19 protein-coding genes are annotated in these 19,887 nt (G+C 68.4%); 3 read left to right on the forward strand and 16 right to left on the reverse strand.

Features of this window, described 5'->3' with window-relative positions; all coding sequences use genetic code 11:
- Window positions 1-61: 61 nt before the first annotated feature.
- A complete protein-coding gene (locus tag EVS83_RS16095) occupies window positions 62-2,710 on the reverse strand; it encodes a methyl-accepting chemotaxis protein (RefSeq protein WP_246022945.1) in 2,649 nt (882 codons plus the stop codon).
- A 275-nt stretch (window positions 2,711-2,985) separates the two neighbouring features.
- Here EVS83_RS16095 and EVS83_RS12685 point away from each other — a divergent pair, with 275 nt between their 5' ends.
- On the forward strand, window positions 2,986-3,291 hold the full coding sequence (locus tag EVS83_RS12685; RefSeq protein ID WP_166636898.1) for an energy transducer TonB: 306 nt from the start codon (window positions 2,986-2,988) through the stop codon (window positions 3,289-3,291).
- 140 nt (window positions 3,292-3,431) lie between these two features.
- Here the strand turns inward: EVS83_RS12685 and EVS83_RS12690 are convergent, their stop codons facing one another.
- The 9 genes from EVS83_RS12690 to EVS83_RS12730 all read right to left on the reverse strand — a co-directional run bounded on the left by EVS83_RS12690 (window position 3,432) and on the right by EVS83_RS12730 (window position 11,000).
- Window positions 3,432-3,890 (reverse strand): YsnF/AvaK domain-containing protein, encoded by a 459-nt coding sequence (locus EVS83_RS12690; protein ID WP_133501410.1) that lies wholly within the window; start codon window positions 3,888-3,890, stop codon window positions 3,432-3,434.
- 205 nt (window positions 3,891-4,095) lie between these two features.
- Window positions 4,096-4,587, reverse strand: coding sequence for a chemotaxis protein CheW (locus EVS83_RS12695; RefSeq protein ID WP_133501411.1), 492 nt, complete (start codon window positions 4,585-4,587; stop codon window positions 4,096-4,098).
- Between the two features lie 24 nt (window positions 4,588-4,611).
- The gene (locus tag EVS83_RS12700; RefSeq protein WP_133501412.1) at window positions 4,612-6,585 is read right to left on the reverse strand and encodes a chemotaxis protein CheA; all 1,974 of its coding nucleotides are present in this window, start codon (window positions 6,583-6,585) and stop codon (window positions 4,612-4,614) included.
- A 21-nt stretch (window positions 6,586-6,606) separates the two neighbouring features.
- Complete coding sequence (locus tag EVS83_RS12705) at window positions 6,607-6,972, reverse strand: response regulator (RefSeq protein ID WP_133501413.1); 366 nt, start codon at window positions 6,970-6,972, stop codon at window positions 6,607-6,609.
- Window positions 6,969-7,268 (reverse strand): STAS domain-containing protein, encoded by a 300-nt coding sequence (locus EVS83_RS15700; protein WP_166636899.1) that lies wholly within the window; start codon window positions 7,266-7,268, stop codon window positions 6,969-6,971. Before EVS83_RS15700 ends, EVS83_RS12705 begins: the two co-directional genes overlap by 4 nt.
- 520 nt (window positions 7,269-7,788) lie before the next feature.
- Entirely contained in the window at window positions 7,789-8,598 is an 810-nt protein-coding gene (locus tag EVS83_RS12715; RefSeq protein WP_166636900.1) for a chemotaxis protein CheW, read from the reverse strand.
- A gap of 1 nt (window position 8,599) precedes the next feature.
- Window positions 8,600-9,370, reverse strand: a complete 771-nt coding sequence (locus tag EVS83_RS12720) for a ParA family protein (protein WP_133501416.1) — start codon at window positions 9,368-9,370, stop codon at window positions 8,600-8,602.
- Entirely contained in the window at window positions 9,370-10,260 is an 891-nt protein-coding gene (gene motD, locus EVS83_RS12725; RefSeq protein WP_133501417.1) for a flagellar motor protein MotD, read from the reverse strand. Before motD ends, EVS83_RS12720 begins: the two co-directional genes overlap by 1 nt.
- Window positions 10,260-11,000: a flagellar motor protein gene (locus EVS83_RS12730; protein ID WP_133501418.1), complete on the reverse strand. Its 741-nt coding sequence runs from the start codon at window positions 10,998-11,000 to the stop codon at window positions 10,260-10,262. Before EVS83_RS12730 ends, motD begins: the two co-directional genes overlap by 1 nt.
- Here EVS83_RS12730 and EVS83_RS12735 point away from each other — a divergent pair.
- Window positions 10,981-12,024, forward strand: coding sequence for an SEL1-like repeat protein (locus EVS83_RS12735; RefSeq protein WP_133501419.1), 1,044 nt, complete (start codon window positions 10,981-10,983; stop codon window positions 12,022-12,024). The two genes, EVS83_RS12730 and EVS83_RS12735, sit on opposite strands and share 20 nt — an antisense overlap.
- Window positions 12,025-12,200: 176 nt before the next feature.
- Window positions 12,201-12,986, forward strand: a complete 786-nt coding sequence (locus EVS83_RS12740; protein ID WP_133501420.1) for a hypothetical protein — start codon at window positions 12,201-12,203, stop codon at window positions 12,984-12,986.
- A gap of 76 nt (window positions 12,987-13,062) precedes the next feature.
- Here the strand turns inward: EVS83_RS12740 and EVS83_RS12745 are convergent, their stop codons facing one another.
- The 6 genes from EVS83_RS12745 to EVS83_RS12770 all read right to left on the reverse strand — a co-directional run bounded on the left by EVS83_RS12745 (window position 13,063) and on the right by EVS83_RS12770 (window position 19,699).
- Window positions 13,063-14,868 (reverse strand): chemotaxis protein CheA, encoded by a 1,806-nt coding sequence (locus EVS83_RS12745; RefSeq protein ID WP_246022947.1) that lies wholly within the window; start codon window positions 14,866-14,868, stop codon window positions 13,063-13,065.
- A gap of 18 nt (window positions 14,869-14,886) precedes the next feature.
- Window positions 14,887-15,513, reverse strand: a complete 627-nt coding sequence (locus EVS83_RS12750) for a protein phosphatase CheZ (protein ID WP_133501421.1) — start codon at window positions 15,511-15,513, stop codon at window positions 14,887-14,889.
- Entirely contained in the window at window positions 15,510-15,902 is a 393-nt protein-coding gene (locus tag EVS83_RS12755) for a chemotaxis response regulator CheY (RefSeq protein ID WP_133501422.1), read from the reverse strand. Before EVS83_RS12755 ends, EVS83_RS12750 begins: the two co-directional genes overlap by 4 nt.
- Before the next feature lie 245 nt (window positions 15,903-16,147).
- The gene (locus tag EVS83_RS12760) at window positions 16,148-16,927 is read right to left on the reverse strand and encodes an RNA polymerase sigma factor FliA (RefSeq protein WP_133501423.1); all 780 of its coding nucleotides are present in this window, start codon (window positions 16,925-16,927) and stop codon (window positions 16,148-16,150) included.
- A complete protein-coding gene (locus EVS83_RS12765; RefSeq protein WP_133501424.1) occupies window positions 16,924-17,799 on the reverse strand; it encodes a MinD/ParA family protein in 876 nt (291 codons plus the stop codon). Before EVS83_RS12765 ends, EVS83_RS12760 begins: the two co-directional genes overlap by 4 nt.
- A complete protein-coding gene (locus EVS83_RS12770; RefSeq protein WP_133501425.1) occupies window positions 17,786-19,699 on the reverse strand; it encodes an AAA family ATPase in 1,914 nt (637 codons plus the stop codon). The genes EVS83_RS12765 and EVS83_RS12770 overlap by 14 nt, the downstream gene beginning before the upstream one ends.
- Window positions 19,700-19,887: the final 188 nt, after the last annotated feature.

The following is a 19,887-nucleotide window of genomic DNA, read 5'->3' on the forward strand; positions in this document are numbered from 1 at the left end:
ACGGTCCCGAAAACACGAACGCCGGCACGAGGCCGGCGTTCGGGTCGACAGGGCAGGTGGATCAGAACTCCTGCCAATGCTGCTCGCCGCTGGCCTTGGCCGTGCGACGCGCCTTCGGCGGCGCGACCGGCGTGGCCTTGGCGACCGGCGCGTGCGCCTTCACCGGCTCCGCCGCGCGGGCCAGCGCCGCGCTGACTTCGGCCTGCGCCTCGTCGAGACGGAAGGCAGCGACAGTCTCGACGAGCTGCACGGCCTGCTGCTCGAGCGAGCGGGCGGCGGCCGAAGCTTCCTCGACCAGCGTCGCGTTCTGCTGGGTCGATTCGTCCATGTGCAGGATCGCCTGGTTGACCTGCTCGATGCCGCTGGTCTGTTCCTGCGACGCCGCCGAGATGTCGGCGATGATGTCGGAGACGCGCTTCACGCTCGTCACGATCTCCTGCATCGTCTGGCCGGCCTGGTCGACCAGCTGCGTGCCTTCGCCGACCTTCTCGACCGAGTCGTTGATCAGGCCCTTGATCTCCTTTGCCGCCTGCGCCGAACGCTGCGCGAGCGAGCGGACCTCGGAGGCGACGACCGCGAACCCGCGGCCCTGTTCGCCAGCGCGCGCCGCTTCCACCGCCGCGTTGAGCGCGAGGATGTTGGTCTGGAACGCGATGCCGTCGATGACGCTGATGATGTCGACGATCTTGCGCGACGACGCGTTGATCGCCCCCATCGTGTCGACGACCTTGCTCACCACGGTGCCGCCCTGCTGCGCGACGTCGGCCGCGCCCATCGCGAGCTGGTTGGCCTGGCGCGCGTTGTCGGCGTTCTGGCGGACCGTGCTGGTCAGCTCTTCCATCGACGAGGCGGTTTCTTCCAGCGACGCGGCCTGCTGTTCGGTACGCGCCGACAGGTCGCTGTTGCCCGAGGCGATTTCGCCCGCGGCGGTGTTGATGAGCTGGCTGCCCATGCGGATCTGGCCGACGATGCCGGACAGCTGCTGCACGGTGCGGTTCGCATTGCGCGCGAGGTCGCCGAACTGGCCCGGCAGGTTCTCGTCCGCATGCTGCGTGAGGTCGCCATCCGACACCGCGGCCAGCAGCGAGCCCACTTCGCGCACGCCGTGGTCGGCGGACTGCATCAGCGTGTTGAGGTCGGCGACCATGTCGCGATAGATGAAGTCGTACGCGTCGGCGTTGCCACGCTTGCTGAAGTCGCCCGCGACGGCCGCATCGACGAGCGTCTTGATCTCGCCGGTCACCTTGAGCATGCCGGCCTTGACGGCATCCATCGACTGCGTGATGCGCGCCTTCTCGCCCGGATAGCGCTCGATGTCACGCGACAGGTCACCCTGCGCGTACTGGCCGACGAGATCCATGACGTTCTTCTGCACGTCGATGTGCGAACCGACGAGCGTGTTGAGGTCGTCGGCCATCACGCCGTACGAGCCCGGGAACTGGTCCGCATCGATGCGGTGATCGATGTTGCCGGCCTCGTGCTGCTCGAACATCTGCTGCTGCGCCTTGGCGAAGCCGCGCAGCGCACTCACCGCGTTCTCGATGCCGTCGCCGATGACGCGCAGCTCGTCCTGGCTGTCGACGCCCACCTTCTCGGGGAACTGGCCGACGGCGAGAAGCTCGGCCGCATTCTTGATCTTGGCAAGCGATTCGCGCGTGCTGCGGCTGAAGCCCAGGAACAGATACGCGGCGACGCTCAGCGACAGGATGACGATGAAGATGACGGACAGCGTCTTGGTGCGCAGCGCGGCCACCTGGTCGGCCGCCGTGTCGTCGAGCGAGACGAACATCGCGTCCATCGCCTTGGCGACGGCATTGCGCATGGCTTCGTTGTTCGAGGCCATGGCCGGGATCGGCATGTCCTGGGTCTCGGCGTCGATGACGTTCTTCTGCACGAACGCCTTGTTGCCGTTGATCGCTGCGATGGCGGCCTGCATCGGGCCGTTCGCCTTCTTGGCGTTCGCCGGGTCGTACTTGCCGAGTTCCTTGTGGTCGAGCTCCATGCGGTCGAGCAGGAACTGTTCCATGTTGCCGGACGCCGCGAAGCCGGCGCGGTCGTCCGCCCAGATCGACTGTTCGCCCAGCACGTGCACCGCGGTCAGGCCGTACTGCGAGGCGGCTTCACTGAGCAGCGGCAGCCACTCGACGACGGACCGGCTCGCGTAATAGGTCGCAGGATCGTCCGTCAGCGCGAGGCCGCTGGCGACGTCCATCTGCTTCACGAGGAGGCGCGCCTGGCGCAAAGCCTCCGTGTGGGCCTCGGCCATCTTGGTCGGATCGCTCTCCGGCTGCTGCGCCTTCGCCCAGGCCGCCTTGAACGCGCTGATCGCGGGATCGAGCGGCTTGCCGCTCAGGCGATCGTCCTGCCACGCAGCGACGTCGGCCAGCGCCTTGTCCACGATGGGTGCGGCGGCTTCCGTCGCACCCGCCGCAACCGGCACCTTGTAGATCTGGCGCATCGCGACACCGCGACGGTTCTGGATCGCGATCATCGCCTTGTCCATCGAATGGATGGGCTGCGATGCGCTGGCTGCCAGCTTCGCCGCGGACATGTCGTCGTAGGCGGACTTCGCGATGAAGCCCGTCAGCACGGCGCAGGTCAGCACGAACGTGGCGCCGATGACGACGGCCTTCTGGGTGAAGCGGAGCTTCGACATCAGCCGCGTGGCGGGTGCGAGGGCCCGATCGGCGAAGGAGGAGTTGAAACGCATGACAGCCTCGGCGGTAGACCCTTCGTGGGTCGGCTACGTGCGTCATCGGCGTCACGGGGCTGAACTTTAGTGATCGGCGTCGGACTTCCGGCGCGTCGGGAATTCAACACGGGCGCGGGATCGCGGCCGACGGGCGGCGTTATGGGATGTGCATCAAGAAGCTGCGCATCCGGCAAACGAAATGCGACGGGTGCGCTCAAGAACGCAGCGGTATGGCCGTTGTCGGGGTCACGGCGCCACGTACGCGCCGCGTCATCCGTGTCAGGAGAAAAACAATGAATCGTTCCTTCGCGTTCGCGATCGCACTGGCCATGGGTGCCGTGCTGCCGGCCCAGGCGGGCGACCTCACGCCCATCAAGCGCGTCGAGCCGGCGTACCCGCCGGAGGCCGCCCGCGCCGGTACGACCGGTTATGTCGACGTCGAGTTCGAAGTCGATCCGGCCGGCAAGGTCGCTTCGGTGTCGGTCGTCAGCGCCAAGCCGACGCGCACGTTCGAGCAGTCGGCGGTGAAGGCCGTCAAGCAGTGGCAGTTCGCACCGGGCGGCGGCAAGGGCAAGGTTCGCCTGAGCTTCTCCCTGTAATACCGCGCTGCGGACGCCGCCTGCCGCAAGGCGGGCTGGCGTGGCATCGCCACGAAATACCCTTGGATGGGCCGCGCGAGCGGCCCTCTTTTTTTGGTCGGGCGGGGCCGCATCGACGCGACCCCGCAAGAGACGTCGGATCAGAGCGGCGGGTTGTTGCGCAGCGTCGTGCCCGACTGCCGTTGCGCGGCCTGCTGTGCACTCGTCAGCTGCTCGACATCCACGTCCTGCCGCCGCACGGGAACGGTCTGCGTGCTCTGCAGCGTCGACACCCGACGGCGGATATGCAGCTCTTCCTTCAGGACGAGGCGTCGTTCGACCACCAGCACCTCTTCATGCACCGGCACGATGGTCACGTCGCCTTCGTAGCGCACCTCGACGAGCGCATCGACCGGCCGGCCGATCGCGACGCGCTCGATGACGACGTCCTCGCGCTGCAGCGGCATGTCGACGATCTCGTCGTGTGTCTGCGTGACGGTGCGGACGTGCACGACGCCCGTGTCCACGGTCTGCTTGCCGACCTCCAGCTCTTCCTGCACGACGGGCACGACGAGTTCGGGTTCGCGATCGAATGCAGGAGAGCGGGGGAAAATCGGCATGCGACGTCATCGGTGTGCTGTGCGGCATTGCAGTGAACCTGCCGCGTTGTAAACCGATGGCGAAATCCGATGCATCGCTGCGCACGTCGCTCGACTACGGCCGGCGTCGATTAAGCAACCCGTCTTCGCTGAATACCGTCGCTTCGTCCAATAAAAAAGCCGCGACGTCGCCGCCGCGGCTCATGCATGAAAGGGGACTGCTGGATCAGGCGGCGATGGCCTGCTCGACGAGACCCATCTCCTCGCTCGTCATCAGGCGTTCGATGTCGAGGAGTATGAGCATGCGTTCGTCGACGACGCCGAGGCCCGTGAGGAACTTGCGATCGATCGCGGAGCCGAGGTCCGGCACGGTGCGGACCTGCGAGGGTTCGAGGCGCAGCACGTCGCTGACGCCGTCGACGACGATGCCGATCGTGCGGCCGGCGACGCTCAGCACGATCATCACGGTCGTGTCGTCGTACGTCGCGTTCGAAAGCTGGAACTTCAGGCGCATGTCGACGACGGGGACGATGAGGCCGCGCAGGTTGATCGCGCCCTTCACGAAGTCGGGCGCACCCGGCAGGCGGGTGACCTGGTCGTAACCGCGGATCTCCTGCACCTTCAGGATGTCCACGCCGTACTCCTCGCTGCCGAGGGTGAACGTGAGGTACTCGTGGTCGGTGATGGCCGCGGCGTCGTGGATGGTTTCGGTGCTCATGATGCGTTCCTGTGACTGCGCGGGTTACGCCGCGTCCTTCATGCGGATGTGCTGCGCGAGGCCGTCGGCGTCGACGATCAGCGCGACGCGGCCGTCGCCGAGGATCGTCGCGCCGGAGACGCCGGCCACCTTGCGGTAGTTCGACTCGAGGTTCTTGATCACGACCTGCTGCTGGCCGATGAGCTCGTCGACTTCCAGCGCGATGCGCTTGCCTTCGCTTTCGACCACCACCGCGATCGCGGGCGTGTCGAGCATCGCGGAGGTGCCCGGGCCGAGGCCATACTGCTCGGACAGGTTGACCATCGGGATGTAGTCGTCGCGCAGGCGCAGCACGCGATCGCCGCCGCCGATGGTGCGGACTTCGTCATCCTTCGGCTGCAGCGATTCGACGACGACGTTGAGCGGCAACACGAACACTTCGCTGCCCACCGCGACGGTCATGCCGTCGAGGATGGCGAGCGTAAGCGGCAGGCGGATAGTCATCGTCGACCCCTTGCCCGTCACGCTGCGGATGTCGACGCTGCCGCCGAGCGCCTGGATGTTCTTGCGCACCACGTCCATGCCGACACCACGGCCTGACACGTCGGTGAGCTTGTCGGCGGTGGAGAAGCCCGGGTGGAAGATCAGCTCCCACACCTGCGCGTCGGTCGGATTCTCGGCGAGCGGAAGATTGCGCTCGATCGCCTTCGCGAGAATCTTGTCGCGGTTGAGGCCGCGGCCGTCGTCGGTGACTTCGATGACGATGTGGCCGCCCTGGTGCATTGCGGTGAGCGAGATGGTGCCCGTCTCGTCCTTGCCCGCGGCGCGGCGATCCTCGGGCAGCTCGAGGCCGTGGTCGATCGAATTGCGGATGAGGTGAACGAGCGGATCGACGATCTTCTCGATCACGCCCTTGTCGAGTTCGGTCTGCTCGCCGACGGTCTTCAGGCGCACCTTCTTGCCCAGGCGCGTCGCGAGGTCGCGCACCATGCGCGGGAAGCGCGAGAACGCGAAGTCGACGGGCAGCATGCGCACCGACATCACCGCTTCCTGCAGGTCGCGCGAGTTGCGCTCGAGCTGGTTGATGGCAGCGAGCAGGCCTTCGTACTTGACCGGATCGAGGCCGTCGGCGCGCTGCTGCAGCATCGCCTGCGTGATCACGATCTCGCCGACGAGGTTGATGAGCTGGTCGATCTTGGTGACCGCGACGCGGATCGAGCTTTCCGCCGCGCCACTGCCACCGGCCGCCGCGGCATGCGGATCGGCCTGTGTCGTTTCCGCCGCGGCCGGCGCGGCTTCCACTTCAACGACTTGGGGTTCGACCGCTTCGATCGAAAGATCGCACTGGTCTTCGACCCATGCGAACACGTCGTCAATGGCCGCGCGCTTGACCGTGCCGGGCAATTCGAACGACCAGCCGAGGTAGGCGTTGACCGGATCGAAGGCACCGAACTTCGGCAGCGTGTCGTCGAAGCAGACGATGTCGCGCGCGCCGAGGTCGGCGAGCTCGCGCAGCATGCGCAGCGGGTCGTTGCCGCTCATGAAGAGCGACTCGAACGGGCGGAAGCTGATGCGCCAGCACTCGGGGCCATCGCTCTTGGGCCTGGCGGCCGCGGCGGTCGGCATCGTCGGCGCGACGCCGGTCAGCAGTGTGTCGAGTTCGCGCTTGCTGGCGTCGATGGCGGCCTGGTCGAGCGCACCGCCGTTCTCGGCGTATTGCAGCATGCCGCGCAGCACGTCGACCGACGGAAGCAGCACGCTCACCGCGGCGGAATCGAGATGACGCTTGCCGGCGCGGGCTTCGTCCAGCAGCGTTTCCATCACGTGCGTGAAGTCGCTGATGTACTTGAAGCCGAACGTGCCGGCGCCGCCCTTGATCGAGTGGGCGGCGCGGAAGATCGCATTGATCGTGTCGGCGTCGGAACGCCCCGCCTCCATGCCGAGGAGACCGGACTCCATCGTGTCGAGGCCTTCGCGGCTTTCCTCGAAGAACGCCGCGTGGAACCGGCTCATGTCCATGGGGACGACAACTCCTGACGCTTAGCCGAGGACCTTGCGGACCGTCGCGAGCAGCTGCTCCGGATCGAACGGCTTCACCAGCCAGCCGGTCGCGCCCGCGGCGCGGCCTTCCTGCTTCTTCTCCGGGCCGGATTCGGTGGTGAGCATGAGGAGCGGGGTGAAGCGGTAGTCCGGCAGCTGGCGCAGGTTGCGGATCAGCTCGATGCCGTCCATGCGCGGCATGTTGACGTCGGTGACGACCGCATCGAAACGACGCGTCTTCGCGATGTCGAGCGCGGCCTGGCCATCCTCGGCTTCGCTGACGTTGAAGCCGCCGGAGGACAGCGCGAACGCGACCATCTGCCGCATGGAAGTGGAATCGTCGACGATCAGCAGTTGCGCGCTCACGCAATATCTCCGTTTACAGCTTGAGGGTTTTCGACACCCAGGCTCACCGCAAGCGCGAGCTGGCGCGCGGCGTTGACCAGGGCAGGGGATGCAAGGGTGAAGACAGTGCGGCGACCGGCGCCCGCGCGATCGCGCACGAACGCATGCAGCAACTGCAAGCCGGCGGCATGCACGCGCTGCACCTGGTCGGCGACGATCGAAACGGGTTCGTCGTCTTCGAGATGGGGCAGCAGCACCTGCTGCAGATCGCCCACGTGCTCGATGCCGAGATCGGATTGGAGGCTCAGTTCGGTCATGACGCACCTCGCCGCGGAAAGGGTTACGACCGATTTAACGGCCCCGTCGCGGGCGACTTGAGGTGGGGGGAGTGGGGGTGTTGTGGGAGGGCCGTCGCACTTCGTTGCGGGCGTGGCGCGGGCGGGGCGCGCGCCGCCACGCAGCCGGCGGTGGGGCGGCCATTCGTTGTCCGTGACTGCGACGCGGGTCGCGTCATTTGGCGCGTGAAGCGAAGGCAAGGGCGTTTCGTGCGCTGGCGCGCCCGAGTTACTTTCTTTGCTGGTGCAAAGAAAGTAACCAAAGAAAGCACCCTCCTCGACGAATCTACAGCTCGCGCTCGGGCGGCACTGTCCGGATCGCCACACTCGGCATCCTGCCTCGGGTGGCGACGGCCGACATCGTGTCGGCCGCCCCTTCGGGGTCTCCACGGTTGGCATCGGCTGTCGATGCCGTCTGAAGCAAGAACCACTGCGAGTGAGGTCGGTGAACCTTCAGACCTCCTCTTGAACGCGCGAGGAGGGAGAAGCGAGGCGAAGTCGATTAGTCGAACAGCGCGTCCGCGTCCAGCAGCACCGTCGGGGCGTCCGTCACGCGCGCCACGCCGAGCGTCGGGCCCGGGTCCGCGCCGAGCAGCGGCGGTTCGACGTGCTCGCGCTCCAGCGACACCACATCTTCCACGCAGGTCACCAGCACGCCGATCAGTTCGTCGTCGCGTTCGATGACGACCACGCGGGAGCGTTCCTCGATGTGCACCGCGCCGACATCGAGCCACAACCCGAGATCGAACACCGGCACGATGCGGCCGCGCAGGTTCATCACGCCCAGCACCGAATGCGCAGCGCCGCGCATGGCCACCACCGGCGCGACGCGCACCACTTCCTGCACGCGCAGCAGTTCGAACGCATACGAATCGCGGCCCACGCAGACGCGAAGCCAGCGATTGCCGCCGGTCGCCGTGCGTGCGCGGCCGGGCGCTGCGGCGACCGGCACGCGCGGAATCGGCGCGATGGGCGTCGTCGCGGCGAAGGCTTCGAGCGACGGCAGAGCGCGCGCGGGCGACGGTGCGGGCGCCGGATGCACGACCGGCGGGTCGACGGACGTCGCACGTGCAACCGGCGCGACGGACTCGAACGCGGCAACGGACTCGGCGACGTGCGCGGAGGCCATGACCGGCGATGCGTCCACATCCCCCGTCAATTCGATTGCGGCGACGGCTTTCGCCTCGCTCATGTGCGGCGGAGCGTCGGTGTCGGTCGCTGTCGAGGGCGTCGGTAGCGCAGCAGCAGCCACCGCGGCAGGCGCGGGCTGCGCGCCGAGCAGTTCGTCGAGATAGGCGTCGATGGGGGCCATGTCAGGCGGCCTCGCATTCAAGGGAAAGGGGATCGAGGAGCCACTGCAGCGCCTCGCGATAGGCATCGGCGCCGCGGCTCGCGAGCGTCGCGCCGGTCGCGACGGCCATCGCATCGCGCAGCTTCGTGTCGACCGGAATCGCGTCCGGGCTGACGTGGTCGCCGTAGGTCTCGCGCAACTGCTCGAGGCTGTGCTGGCCTGAGCGCGTGCGCTTGTCGTGGAGCGTCGGAATGATCGCGCGTGGCAGCGGGCGACGACGCGAGCGCTCGACCATGTCGGCCGTGCGCAGCATGTCGCGCAGGCCGTGCAGCGCGAGCGGATCGGTCTGCGTCGGCGCGACGAGGCGATCGGCCGCGGCGAGCGCGTTGACCATCAGCAGGCCGAGCGTCGGCGGGCAGTCGAGCAGGGCGTAGTCGTAAACGTCGCGTGCGGCATGCAGTGCGCGGCCGAGCGCAAGTCCGAGCCCGGCCTGGCTCGCGCCGCGCCGTTCCAGCGTCGCCAGCGACGGCTGCGCCGGGCAGAGCGACAGACGCTCGACCGGCGTCGTCCGCGCAAGGCGCGACAGCATCTGCGTCGCGTCGGTGAAGAGTTCGTACGAGCCTCGCGGCGGCGGATCGACGGGAATGCCGAACGCATGCGACATCGACGCATGCGGGTCGAGATCGACGAGCAGCACGCGATAGCCGGCGTCGACGAGGCCGCGTGCGAGGCAGAGCGTCGTCGTCGTCTTACCGACGCCGCCCTTCTGGTTGGCGATCGCCCAGGTCTCCATCAGCCGGTCCTCCCGTCGGGGTGGATGTCGCCCGCGACGCGCGTGCGCGTGTCGGCGCCCGTCACCGCATCGGTGCCCTGGCCGGCCGGCAGGATGACGAGCATCACGCGGCGATTCGCGTTGCGGCCTTCGGGCGTGGTGTTGTCGGCGACCGGCTGGAATTCCGCGTAACCCGTCATCGACAGGCGCGACGGCGCGATGCCGGCATCCGCCATCACGTGCAGCACGCTCGCGGCGCGCGCCGCAGAGAGTTCCCAGTTCGACGGGAACTGCGCGCTCGCGATCGGCTGGTTGTCGGTATAGCCCTCGACGCGCAGTGCGTTCGGCTGGTCGCGGAGCACGTCGGCGACTTTGCGCACGGTGTCGATCGCGAGCGCGCTCGGCAGCGCGGAGCCGCTGGTGAACAGCAGGTCGCTCTGGATCTCGACTTCGAGGTAATCGCTGCCCTGGCGCACGTGCACGAGCTTCTGCTGCACGAGGCCCGCAAGCGCATCGCCGATGCGGTCACCGATGCCCTGCAGCTGCGCGCGCATCGCCTTCTCGCGCGCGGCATGTTCCGCCGGTGTTTCGGCGACGTTGGGATGCAGGCGCGGCACGTCGACCGGCGCCGCACGCGTCGGGCCGGGTGCACCGGCGGTCGCGAGCGAAGGGCGGTCGTAGTCCGAACCGCGCAGCTGCGTGCGGCCGAGCTGCACCGGTGTCATCGACTTCGGCGGGCCGCCGAATGCGGTCGAGAGCGAGTCGGCGACCGCACGGTATTTACCCGCGTTCACCGACGAGATCGCGTACATCACGACGAAGAACGCGAGCAGCAGCGTGATGAGGTCGCCATAGGGAATGGCCCAGGCCTCGTGGTTCACGTGCTCTTCGTGGGCGAAGCGGCGCGCCATCAGTGCAGATAACCTGAGAGGCGCGATTCGATGTTCCGCGGGTTCTCGCCCTGCGCGATCGCGATCAGGCCTTCGATGATCATCTCGCGCTCCGTCGCCTGCGCATTGATCACGCCCTTCAGCTTGGACGCCATCGGCAGCAGCATCAGGTTCGCCGAACCGATGCCGTAGATCGTCGCGGTGAATGCGGCCGCGATGCCGTGGCCGAGATGACTCGGGTCGGCGAGGTTCTTCATTACCGCCATCAGGCCGAGCACCGCGCCGATGATGCCGAGCGTCGGCGCGTAGATGCCCATGCCCTCGAACACCTTCGCCGCCGCCATGTCGCGATGCTGCTGGCTCTGCAGTTCGATCTCGAGCGTCTGCCGGATCTGTTCCGGTTCGCTGCCGTCGACCACCATCTGCAGGCCCTTGCGCAGAAAGTCGTCGCGCACGCCGGGAAGTTCGGGTTCGAGGCCGAGCAGACCCTGGCGACGCGCGGTGTTGCTCCACTCGAGGAGACGACGGATCTGCGCATGGCCGTCGCGCACCGGCGGCTGGAATACCCAGCGCACGATCTTCATCGCGCGACGGAACGTCGCCATCGGCGTCTGCACGAGGATCGCAGCGAGTGTGCCGAGGATCACGATCACGAACGCCGCCGGCGACCACAGCCCGGCGATGCCCGCGCCCTTGAGCACGCTGCCGCCCACGAGAGCGGCCAGCGCGAGCACGACGCCGATGAAGGAGAGCCTGTCCATCGGTGTTGTTAACGGATGGCACGCCAGCTTTCTTGAGCCGCCCGGCGTGCCCCATTCGGCGACGCGGCGCGCGTTTCGGGCGGTGACGGCCCATCTCGACTGCCTATCATTGGGCGTCCATGGAGGAGGCAGCCGAGTGACGAGAAGGATGCTGGCCGCAGGTGGTGCCTTGGTGGCCGTCGCCGCCGTATTGATCGTATGGCGCCCGCTGCCCTTCGTTTCCGGCGCGACGGGGCGCTCCGCGTCGGACCCGGCCCAGCGTCACGCTGAAGGCAGCAAGGCCGACGGGCGGCGCTTCGACGCGCCGCTTCCCGAAGGTCCGTTCGATTCGGTCCGGCAGGAACTGACCCGCCGCGCCACCGCCGGCGATCCCGCGGCGGCGTACCACTTGGGCCGTGTGCTGGCGCAGTGCCATCGTTACAAGCCGATCGCCGATAACGAGTTCGCCCGCATGGCCGCGCGAGCCATCGGTTCGCTGCGACACATCCTCCCGGGCGGGCAAGGCGAGGAGACGCTCCTGATGAATGCGGTGATCGAGGCCAAGCCCGAGATGGACGACCTGTGCGCAGGCACAGACGGCGTCCGTGCGAAGAACGAGGCGGATGAAGCGGCGCGCTGGATGGCAGCCGCGGCCGAGGCGGGCGATCCGCGTGCGATGGTCGACTACGCAGACGTGGCGTTCGCCGCGTTTCCCACTTCGGTTGCGGTGATCGATCACGCGGCCGAGGTCGCGCAGCGCCGGGAACGTGCGCGCGCGTGGTTGTTGGAGGCCCGCCGTGCCGGGAACGTGGAGGCGATGCTCGGACTCGCGAAGGCTTACGCGCTCGGCACGCTCTATCCGCAGGACCGCGAGCGAGCGCTCGGCTGGCTGCTGGCCTACCGCGACGCGCGCGGCGAACACCGCGTGGGGCCCGCAGCCATCGCGTTCACGGAGTACCAGATGCGCAAGGGACTCGACGCGGCCGCGCAGGAACGTGCCGCGCGTTTCGCTCGATCCGTTGCGGCACCGGGAGCGGCTCGATGAGGCGCGCGCTTATGGTCCTTCCGATGGCAGCGCTCATTGCCGCTGCGGCTTACGTCGGGTTCCGGTTTCGCGGGGGCCGCGACGTCCAGCCCGCCGCCGCGGTTCGCGGTACTGCGGTTGCGGGGGTGCGACCCGCACGGCCGTCGCCACGCGACATGGAGGACGCGCGTCGACGCATGGACGCGATCAGGAAAAGCATTGCGAACGCGCCGGCCGCGCCTGCGCCCGATCCCGGTTGGGAGCGACCGTTCGCGGAGGTGGAGCCGAGCCTGCGCGTCCGTGCCGAGGCAGGCGACATCCGGGCCGCGACCACGCTCGGTCTCCGCGCCGCCCGGTGCCACGCGCTCCTGGGTGACAGGCCGCGCGAGGACATCGTCGAGCAGTGGCAGGAGGCGCTCGCGCATCGGTCGCCTATCGCAAGGAACGAGGACGTGCGACGGCGGAACATGGAAGACGCGATGAAGCGCGAGCTCGCGGCTTACGACGACTGTGCAGCGGTCGGCGCCGCACGCACCGCGGATTACCTCGTCTGGCTCGAGCGCGCAGGCCGCGCGGGAGGGCTCCCCGCGCAGGTAGCGTTCGCGCAGCATGCGCTCGACGCGTGGTCAACGCCCGAGTCCATGGTGTCGCAGATCGAGGAAGCGGCGCGGCGGCGATCACTCGCGCGCGGTTGGCTGGAAGCGCAGATTGCGAACGGCCGGGAAAGCGCGCTCGCCGTCTACGCCGATCCGCTGTCCGGCAAACAGTCGCTCTACGCAGGCGATGTCGAACGCGTACAGACGTACAGCTACGTACTCGAGTTGGTGAGGAGCCGCCGTATCGGCGACTTCGACCGTCTCTGGGCTGAGGGTCCGCGCCCGTACGGCACGGATCTGACCCCCGCGCAGTGGCGCCGCGTAGCGGATGAGGGTCGCCGGATCTACCAGCTGTCGTTCAAGAACGCGCCGCTGTATCCCGACTAGGCGCATCGCGTCGGGATATCCGCTGTCCGAATTGCGCGGCACCGCTGCATCGCATGCGAACGCAGCGTCTTGTCGATCAGCCGTTCACCACCGCCCGCCGCGTCCGCACACCGGTTTCGTGCAGCGAATCGACGTCGAGGATCAGCGCCATGCGGCCGTCGCCGATCAGGCTGGCGCCCGCGTAGCCGGCCAGGCCGCGCAGGGTGCGGGGCAGGGCCTTGATGACGACTTCCTCGCGGCCGCGGACGCGGTCGACGAGGAGCACGAAGCGCTGCTCACCGGCCTGCAGGACAACGCCGGTCGCGGCGCCGTTCTCGCACGGGTCGAGGCCGAGCCAGGTGCGAAGGTCGAGCACGGGCGTCGGCTGTTCGCGAAGGTCGAGCACGCTCTGGCCGTCGATCCACATCGCATTGCCGCCGGTGTGCGCCAGCACTTCGACGACGCGCACGAGCGGAAGCGCGTAGACGTCGCCGTCGATTTCGACGAGCAGCGTCGGCAGGATGGCGAGCGTCAACGGCACTTTGATCGCCATGCGCGTGCCGCGGCCGATCTCGGAATGGATCTGCACGGTGCCGGCGAGCTCGCGGATCTTGCTCTGCACGACGTCCATGCCGACGCCGCGACCGGAGAGATCGCTCACTTCCGACTTCGTCGAGAAGCCCGGCAGGAAGATCAGCTGCAGGCATTCGTCGGCGGTGAGGCGCGCAGCGGCTTCGGCGTCGATCAGGCCCTTGCGGATCGCGCTCTCGCGGATCTTGTCGGGATCGATGCCGGCACCGTCGTCGCGCACTTCGATCATCACGTGATCGCCTTCCTGCTGCGCGGAAAGACGCACGTTGCCCTGCTCGTTCTTGCCTGCGGCGCGACGCACGTCGGGCGCTTCGATGCCGTGGTCGATCGCATTGCGCACGAGGTGCACCAGCGGATCGGACAGGGCTTCGACGAGGTTGCGATCGAGTTCGGTTTCCGCGCCGATCACTTCGAGTTCGACCGACTTCTTCACCTGGCGCGCGACATCGCGCGCCAGTTTCGGGAAGCGCGAGAACACGCGGCCGACCGGCTGCATACGCGCCATCATCACGGCGGACTGCAGGCGCGACGTCGCGGCGTCGAGTGCGGTGACCGCACGATCGAGGTCTTCATCGCGCAGACGTGGCCGAATCGTCTTCAGGCGATTGCGCGCGAGCACGAGTTCGCCGACGAGGTTGACCATCGCGTCGAGTCGGCGCACGTCGACGCGCACCGTCGTTTCGCCGGCGTCGTTCGCGGCCGGGCTGCGACGTCCGCCCGCAACGGGTTCCGGACGCGCGACCTGGGTGGGAGAAGGCGCAGGGGCGACGGCAGCCGGTGGCGGTGCTTCGGACACCACCACGGCGCCGGGGAGCGCCCCCTTGCCATGGAACGCATCGAGCAGTGAATCGAAATCGAGATCGTCGAGGTTGTCGGGCAGGTCGCTCGCGGTGACGGCCGGAGCCGCTGCGGCATGCGAACCGCCGTGGCCGTCGACGTGCATGCTGTCGAGCAGGCCCTGCGGCACGTCCGGCAATGCGCGGCCCTGCGCGACGCATTCGAGCATGTCGGCGAGCAGGTCGATCGCCTGCTGCGCGCCATCGAATGCGAACCCGTCGAGCGGCATCGTGCCGTTGCGCGCGACGTCGAGACGATCCTCGACGGCGTGGCACAACGTCACCATCGGCGGGAAGTCGAGGAAGCCCGCGCCGCCCTTGATGGTGTGGAAACCGCGGAACACGGTGTTGAGCGCGTCGCGATCTTCCGGCGCGCGTTCGAGCACCACCATCTGCTCGCCGAGCTGGTCGACGATCTCGCGGGCTTCGACGAGGAAGTCCGCGCAGATCTCGCTCATGCCGTCGGTTGCGCTCATGCCGTCAGATTCCGTGCGTCAGAGACCCAGCGCCGACAGCAGTTCGTCGGCGTTGTCCTGCGTGGCAGGCGTCGGATCGACGCCGGCGACCGCCGGCCCGTGGCCGCGGTTGTTGTTCGCGTTGAGGTGCAGCGGTTCGTGCGCGCTGCCGACGATGTCGCCGAGACCGGTGTGCACCGCGCGCACCAGTTCGACGACGCGCAGGATGATCTGGCCCGTAAGGTCCTGGTAACCCTGCGCGATCGACATCTCGGAAAAGCGCGAGCGCAGACCGGCAAGGGCGTCGCGCTGCGCATCGCTCTGCGGTTCCGGCAGCGCATTGAGCAGGCGGCCGCATTCGTCGATCAGGTCGAGCGTGCGCATGCTGGACGATTCGGTCAGCTGCACCACGTGCTCGAGGCGCGCACACGCGTCCGGCAGCGAAGCCGCGCCGGCGTTGCGACCGTCGTCACCGAGCGCGACCGCGAGCTCGCGCGCGAGGCGCACGATGCCCTGCACCAGCGGCTGCGTGCGCCACGAGACGAGGCCGTCGATAGCGGCGCGGCAGCCGGCGTCGTCACCGCTTTCCAGCGCGCGCAGCGCCGACTGCAGCGTTTCGACGATGGCGTCGCGTTCGGGCGAGACGACCGCGGCCGCCGCGTTCATGCCGCGGCCTCGATGCGCTCGAAGATCTTGGTCAGCTTGTCGCTCAGCGCACCGGCGGTGAACGGCTTGATGACGTAGCCATTCACGCCCGCCTGTGCGGCTTCGATGATCTGCTCGCGCTTGGCTTCGGCGGTGACCATGAGCACCGGCGTCTTCTGCAGCGCGGCGTCGGCGCGGATGTGCTTGAGCAGGTCGATGCCCGGCATGCCAGGCATGTTCCAGTCGGTGATCACGAGGTCGAACTTGGCCTTGCGCAGCTCGACGAGCGCGCTGTTGCCGTCTTCGGCTTCGGTGGTGTCGAAGAACCCGAGGTCGTTGAGCAGGTTCTTGACGATACGGCGCATCGTCGAGAAGTCGTCGACGATCAGGATCTTGATGTTCTTGTCCATGGACGGGTTCCGGGCGGTCCTTGGGGAGCTATCGGCTCGTGGGGGGAGTTCTTGAGTGGCGCCGCGGGCGAAAATGGCGTGCGACGGATCACGGCGCGTCGCGACGCGGAAGACCATTCGCTTGCTACAACCGCCAACCGCGTCACATGTGGACGTCGGCGCCGTTGGCCGGGCACGTAGCGCCAGCGAATCGGGACCGCATCACGCGTCACCGGGCAGGGCTTCACCCCACCCGTCGCGATCGCTTAGGCCGCAGCGTGCTCGGTCGCCGTGTCGCGCCAGTCGCCGAGGCGACCGCGCAGGCGCAGCATCGCCTGGCCGTGGATCTGGCAGACGCGCGATTCGCTGATGCCGAGCACCGCGCCGATCTCGCGCAGGTTCATTTCCTGCTCGTAGTACAGCGACAGCACCAGCTGCTCGCGCTCGGGCAGGTTGCCGATGGCTTCGCCGAGCGCCTGGCGGAACACGGTGTGTTCGAGTTCGCGCGCCGGCGTGAGGTTGCAGCTGGCCGCGAGGCGCGGTTCGCCGTCGAATTCCTCCATCTGCTCGTCCAGCGAGAGCAGCTGGCCGCGCGAGGCGTCTTCGAGCATGTGGTGGTAGTCGTCGACCGAGACGCCGAGCACTTCGGCGATTTCCGCCGAGTTCGCCGCGCGACCGTTCGCCTGTTCGACCTGGCGCGTCGCCGCGACCACGTCGCGATAACGACGATGCACGCTGCGCGGCACCCAGTCGCCACGACGGATCTCGTCGATCATCGCGCCGCGGATGCGGATCGAGGCATACGTCTCGAACGCCGCGCCTTGGTCGGCCTGGAAGTTCTTCGCCGCTTCGATCAGGCCGAGCATGCCGGCCTGGATAAGGTCGTCGACTTCGACGCTCGCGGGCAATCGCGCGGCGAGGTGGTGCGCGATGCGACGCACGAGTTCGCCGTGGCGAACCACGATCGCGTTGGCGTCGAACCCGTCGCTCGCGCTGCGGGTCTGCTTGTAGGCGTTGGCCTTCACTGCAGTGGCGGTCGTACTCATGCGGTCGCGCTCCGCGCCGTCGGAATCAGGCGTTCCATGAAGAATTCGACGTGGCCGCGCGGGCCCGCCGGTGTCTGCCACTTTTCGGCGCGCTTGGCGATCTCGCGGAACGCCATCGACGACGGCGCGGCCGGGAAGGCGTCGACGACGGCCTCCTGGCGCTGCACGGCGCGTCGCAGCCATTCGTCGCGCGGAATCGCGCCGAGGTAGTTCATCGTCACGTCGAGGAACTTCGACGTGACGCGTTCGAGCTTGTCGTACAGCTGGCGGCCTTCGCTCGGATGACCGACCTGGTTGGCGAGCACCTGCACGCGGGTGACGCCGCGTTCGCGCGACAGCACCTTGATCAGCGCGTAGGCGTCGGTGACCGACGCGGGTTCGTCGCAGACGACGACCACCACGTCCTGCGCGGCCTGGCAGAAGGTGAGCACGCTGTCGGCGATGCCGGCGGCGTTGTCGACCACCATCACGTCGATCGGCACGTCGAGTTGCGAGAACGCGTGCACCAGGCCGATGTGCTGCGCCGGCGTGAGTTCGGTCATGTGGCGCTTGCCGCTGGCGGCGGGCACCACGAGCAGGCCGTTGGGGCCTTCGATCAGCGTGTCGGCGAGGTCGCAGCGGCCGGCGAACACGTCGCTCAGCGTGAAGCGCGGCGACAGGCCGAGCATCACGTCGACGTTCGCGAGACCGAGGTCGGTGTCGAGCAGCAACACGCGCTGACCGGAGTTCTGCAGCGACATCGCGAGGTTGACGCTCACCGACGTCTTGCCGACGCCGCCCTTGCCGCTGGCGACCGCGATGACGCGGACGGGGCCGGCAGGATCGTTGGCGGAGGCCATGCGCGTGGCGGCGATGGGATCAGGCGACGACATGGCGGTCCTCGGTGGCGAGCGGGTTGTCGGCGGCGCGACGGAGTTTTTCGATCTGGAGCACGAGTCGCGAGGCATCCGCGGCTTCGAGGTCGGCCGGCACCTGCTGGCCTGCAGTCGTATATGCAAGGGACAGGCCATGCTTGATGGCCACCGACACCGCGCTGCCGAGGCGACCGGTTTCGTCGAGCTTCGTCAGCACGACCGCTTCCGGCGCAGCCATGCGGTAGCGACGCACGGCTTCCGACATGTCCTGCTGCTGCAGGTTGGCCGGCAGCACGAGCAGCGAGCGCAGGTTGCGCGTGGCGCGCAGCCACGTGACCTGGCCGAGCAGCGCCTTGTCGCGCGCCGCGTAGCCCGCGGTGTCGACGAGCACGAGCGGGTAGTCGACGAGTTGGTCGAGCGCGTCGGTCAGGCCTTCGGGGCCTTCTGCTTCGCACACGGTGATGCCGAGCTTGCGACCCAGCGCGTGCAGCTGTTCGCGCGCACCCGGGCGTTCGACATCGGTGGTGACGAGCGCGACGTCGCGGGCGCGGTGGCGCTGCGCGAAACGTGCGGCGAGCTTGGCGAGCGTGGTCGTCTTGCCGGCGCCGGTGGGGCCGATCAGCGCGAACACGCCGCCGTCTTCGAGCGGTTCGGAACGCGCGATGGTGAGCATGCGCGCGAGTTCGGCGAGCAACGGCGCCTTGACCTTCGCCGGCTCGAGCTTGGGATCGATGCGCGACGCGATGGTCTGCGCGAGCGTGTCGTCGATGCCGTAGGCCTGCAGCGTTTCGAACGCGAGCGCACGCGCCGGCGAACCGCGCAGGCGCTCGAGGCCGAACTGGCCCATCTGGCGTTCGATCATCTGGCGCATCGACGCGAGTTCGTTGCGCATTGCGACGATGGTCGGATCTTCGGACTGGTTGACGACGAGCTGCAGGGTCGGCGGCGCGGCGACGGTGACGATCTGCTGCGGCGCCGTCGCGATGACCGGCGCCGGCGCCTGCACCGCGGCCATCTCGGCGAGCGGATCGAACGCATCGACATAGGTCTGCGGTGCGCGCGGCGCGGCGACGGGTGCCGTGGCGACGAGTTCGGCGAAGGTCGGCTCGGTGGCGGCGATCGTTTCGACGACCGGCGTCGCGATGACGACGGGTTCGACGACTGGTGCGATGGCCACCGGCGCCGGGATCTCGACGATCTCGACGTCGACCACCGTCGGCGTTTCGACGGCGGCGGCGACCGGCGCTTCGACGACGTCGTCGAGCGAGGCGGCGGCTTCGACGTGCGCCTGGGCGCGCGTCTGCACGTATTCGGCTTCGGCCTGCGCGAGTTCGGTGGCGCGCGAGCTGAACGTGGCGGTCGGCTCGTCCTCGTCGGTGAGGCGGCGGAGCAGGGCGCGGAAATCGTCGCCGGCGCGCGTCGACTTCGCTTCGGCGTGTTCGGGCTTGGGCTGCGGTGCGGCTTCGACCGCCGGCGCGGGCTTGCGCAACATCGACGACAGTGCCGGCGCCGGCTTTTCGGCGTCGGCCATCGCGGCGCGGGCGCGTTCGGCGAGGGCGCTGCGCGTGGCCGCGGCCTGCGGCGTGTTGCTGGCGAGCGCCGCGATCATGGCGTCGGCGCGGGAAATCGACTTCGGGGCGTCCGCGTTCGCGGCGACCGTCTCGAGCTGGCGGGTGCGCAGCGGCGCGGCGGCGAAGGCCGGCATCGTGTCGAGCGCGGTGACCGGGCGCTCCGGCTCCTCGGCGGCGTTGCGCAGCGCCTGCTGCACCAGCGCCTCGTCGTAATCGGTGGCGGCCACGATCTCGATGCCGCCGTGCACCGGCTTGTTCGACAGGATGACGGCGTCGGGGCCGTGCTCCTCGCGCACCATCTTCAGGGCGGTGCGCATGTCGGGGGCTACGAAACGCTTGATTCTCATTGCGTCGGTCTCGAAACGTGTGGCCGGTGGCTGACGTCAGGACGTGTGCAATGGGCGTGCCAGAGCCCTACGACGGGAAAGCGTCGGGCTTGAGCGGCCGTAGGCGTGGTGTTTCGGGACGGACTGCGCGGTTCGGGAGCGTGGGCTCGACCGGCGGCCGACGCGCTCGGAGCGGCGGGCCGCGTCCG

The sequence above is a fragment of the Cognatilysobacter terrigena genome (assembly GCF_004361065.1).
GTDB classification, from domain to species: Bacteria; Pseudomonadota; Gammaproteobacteria; order Xanthomonadales; family Xanthomonadaceae; genus Cognatilysobacter; species Cognatilysobacter terrigena.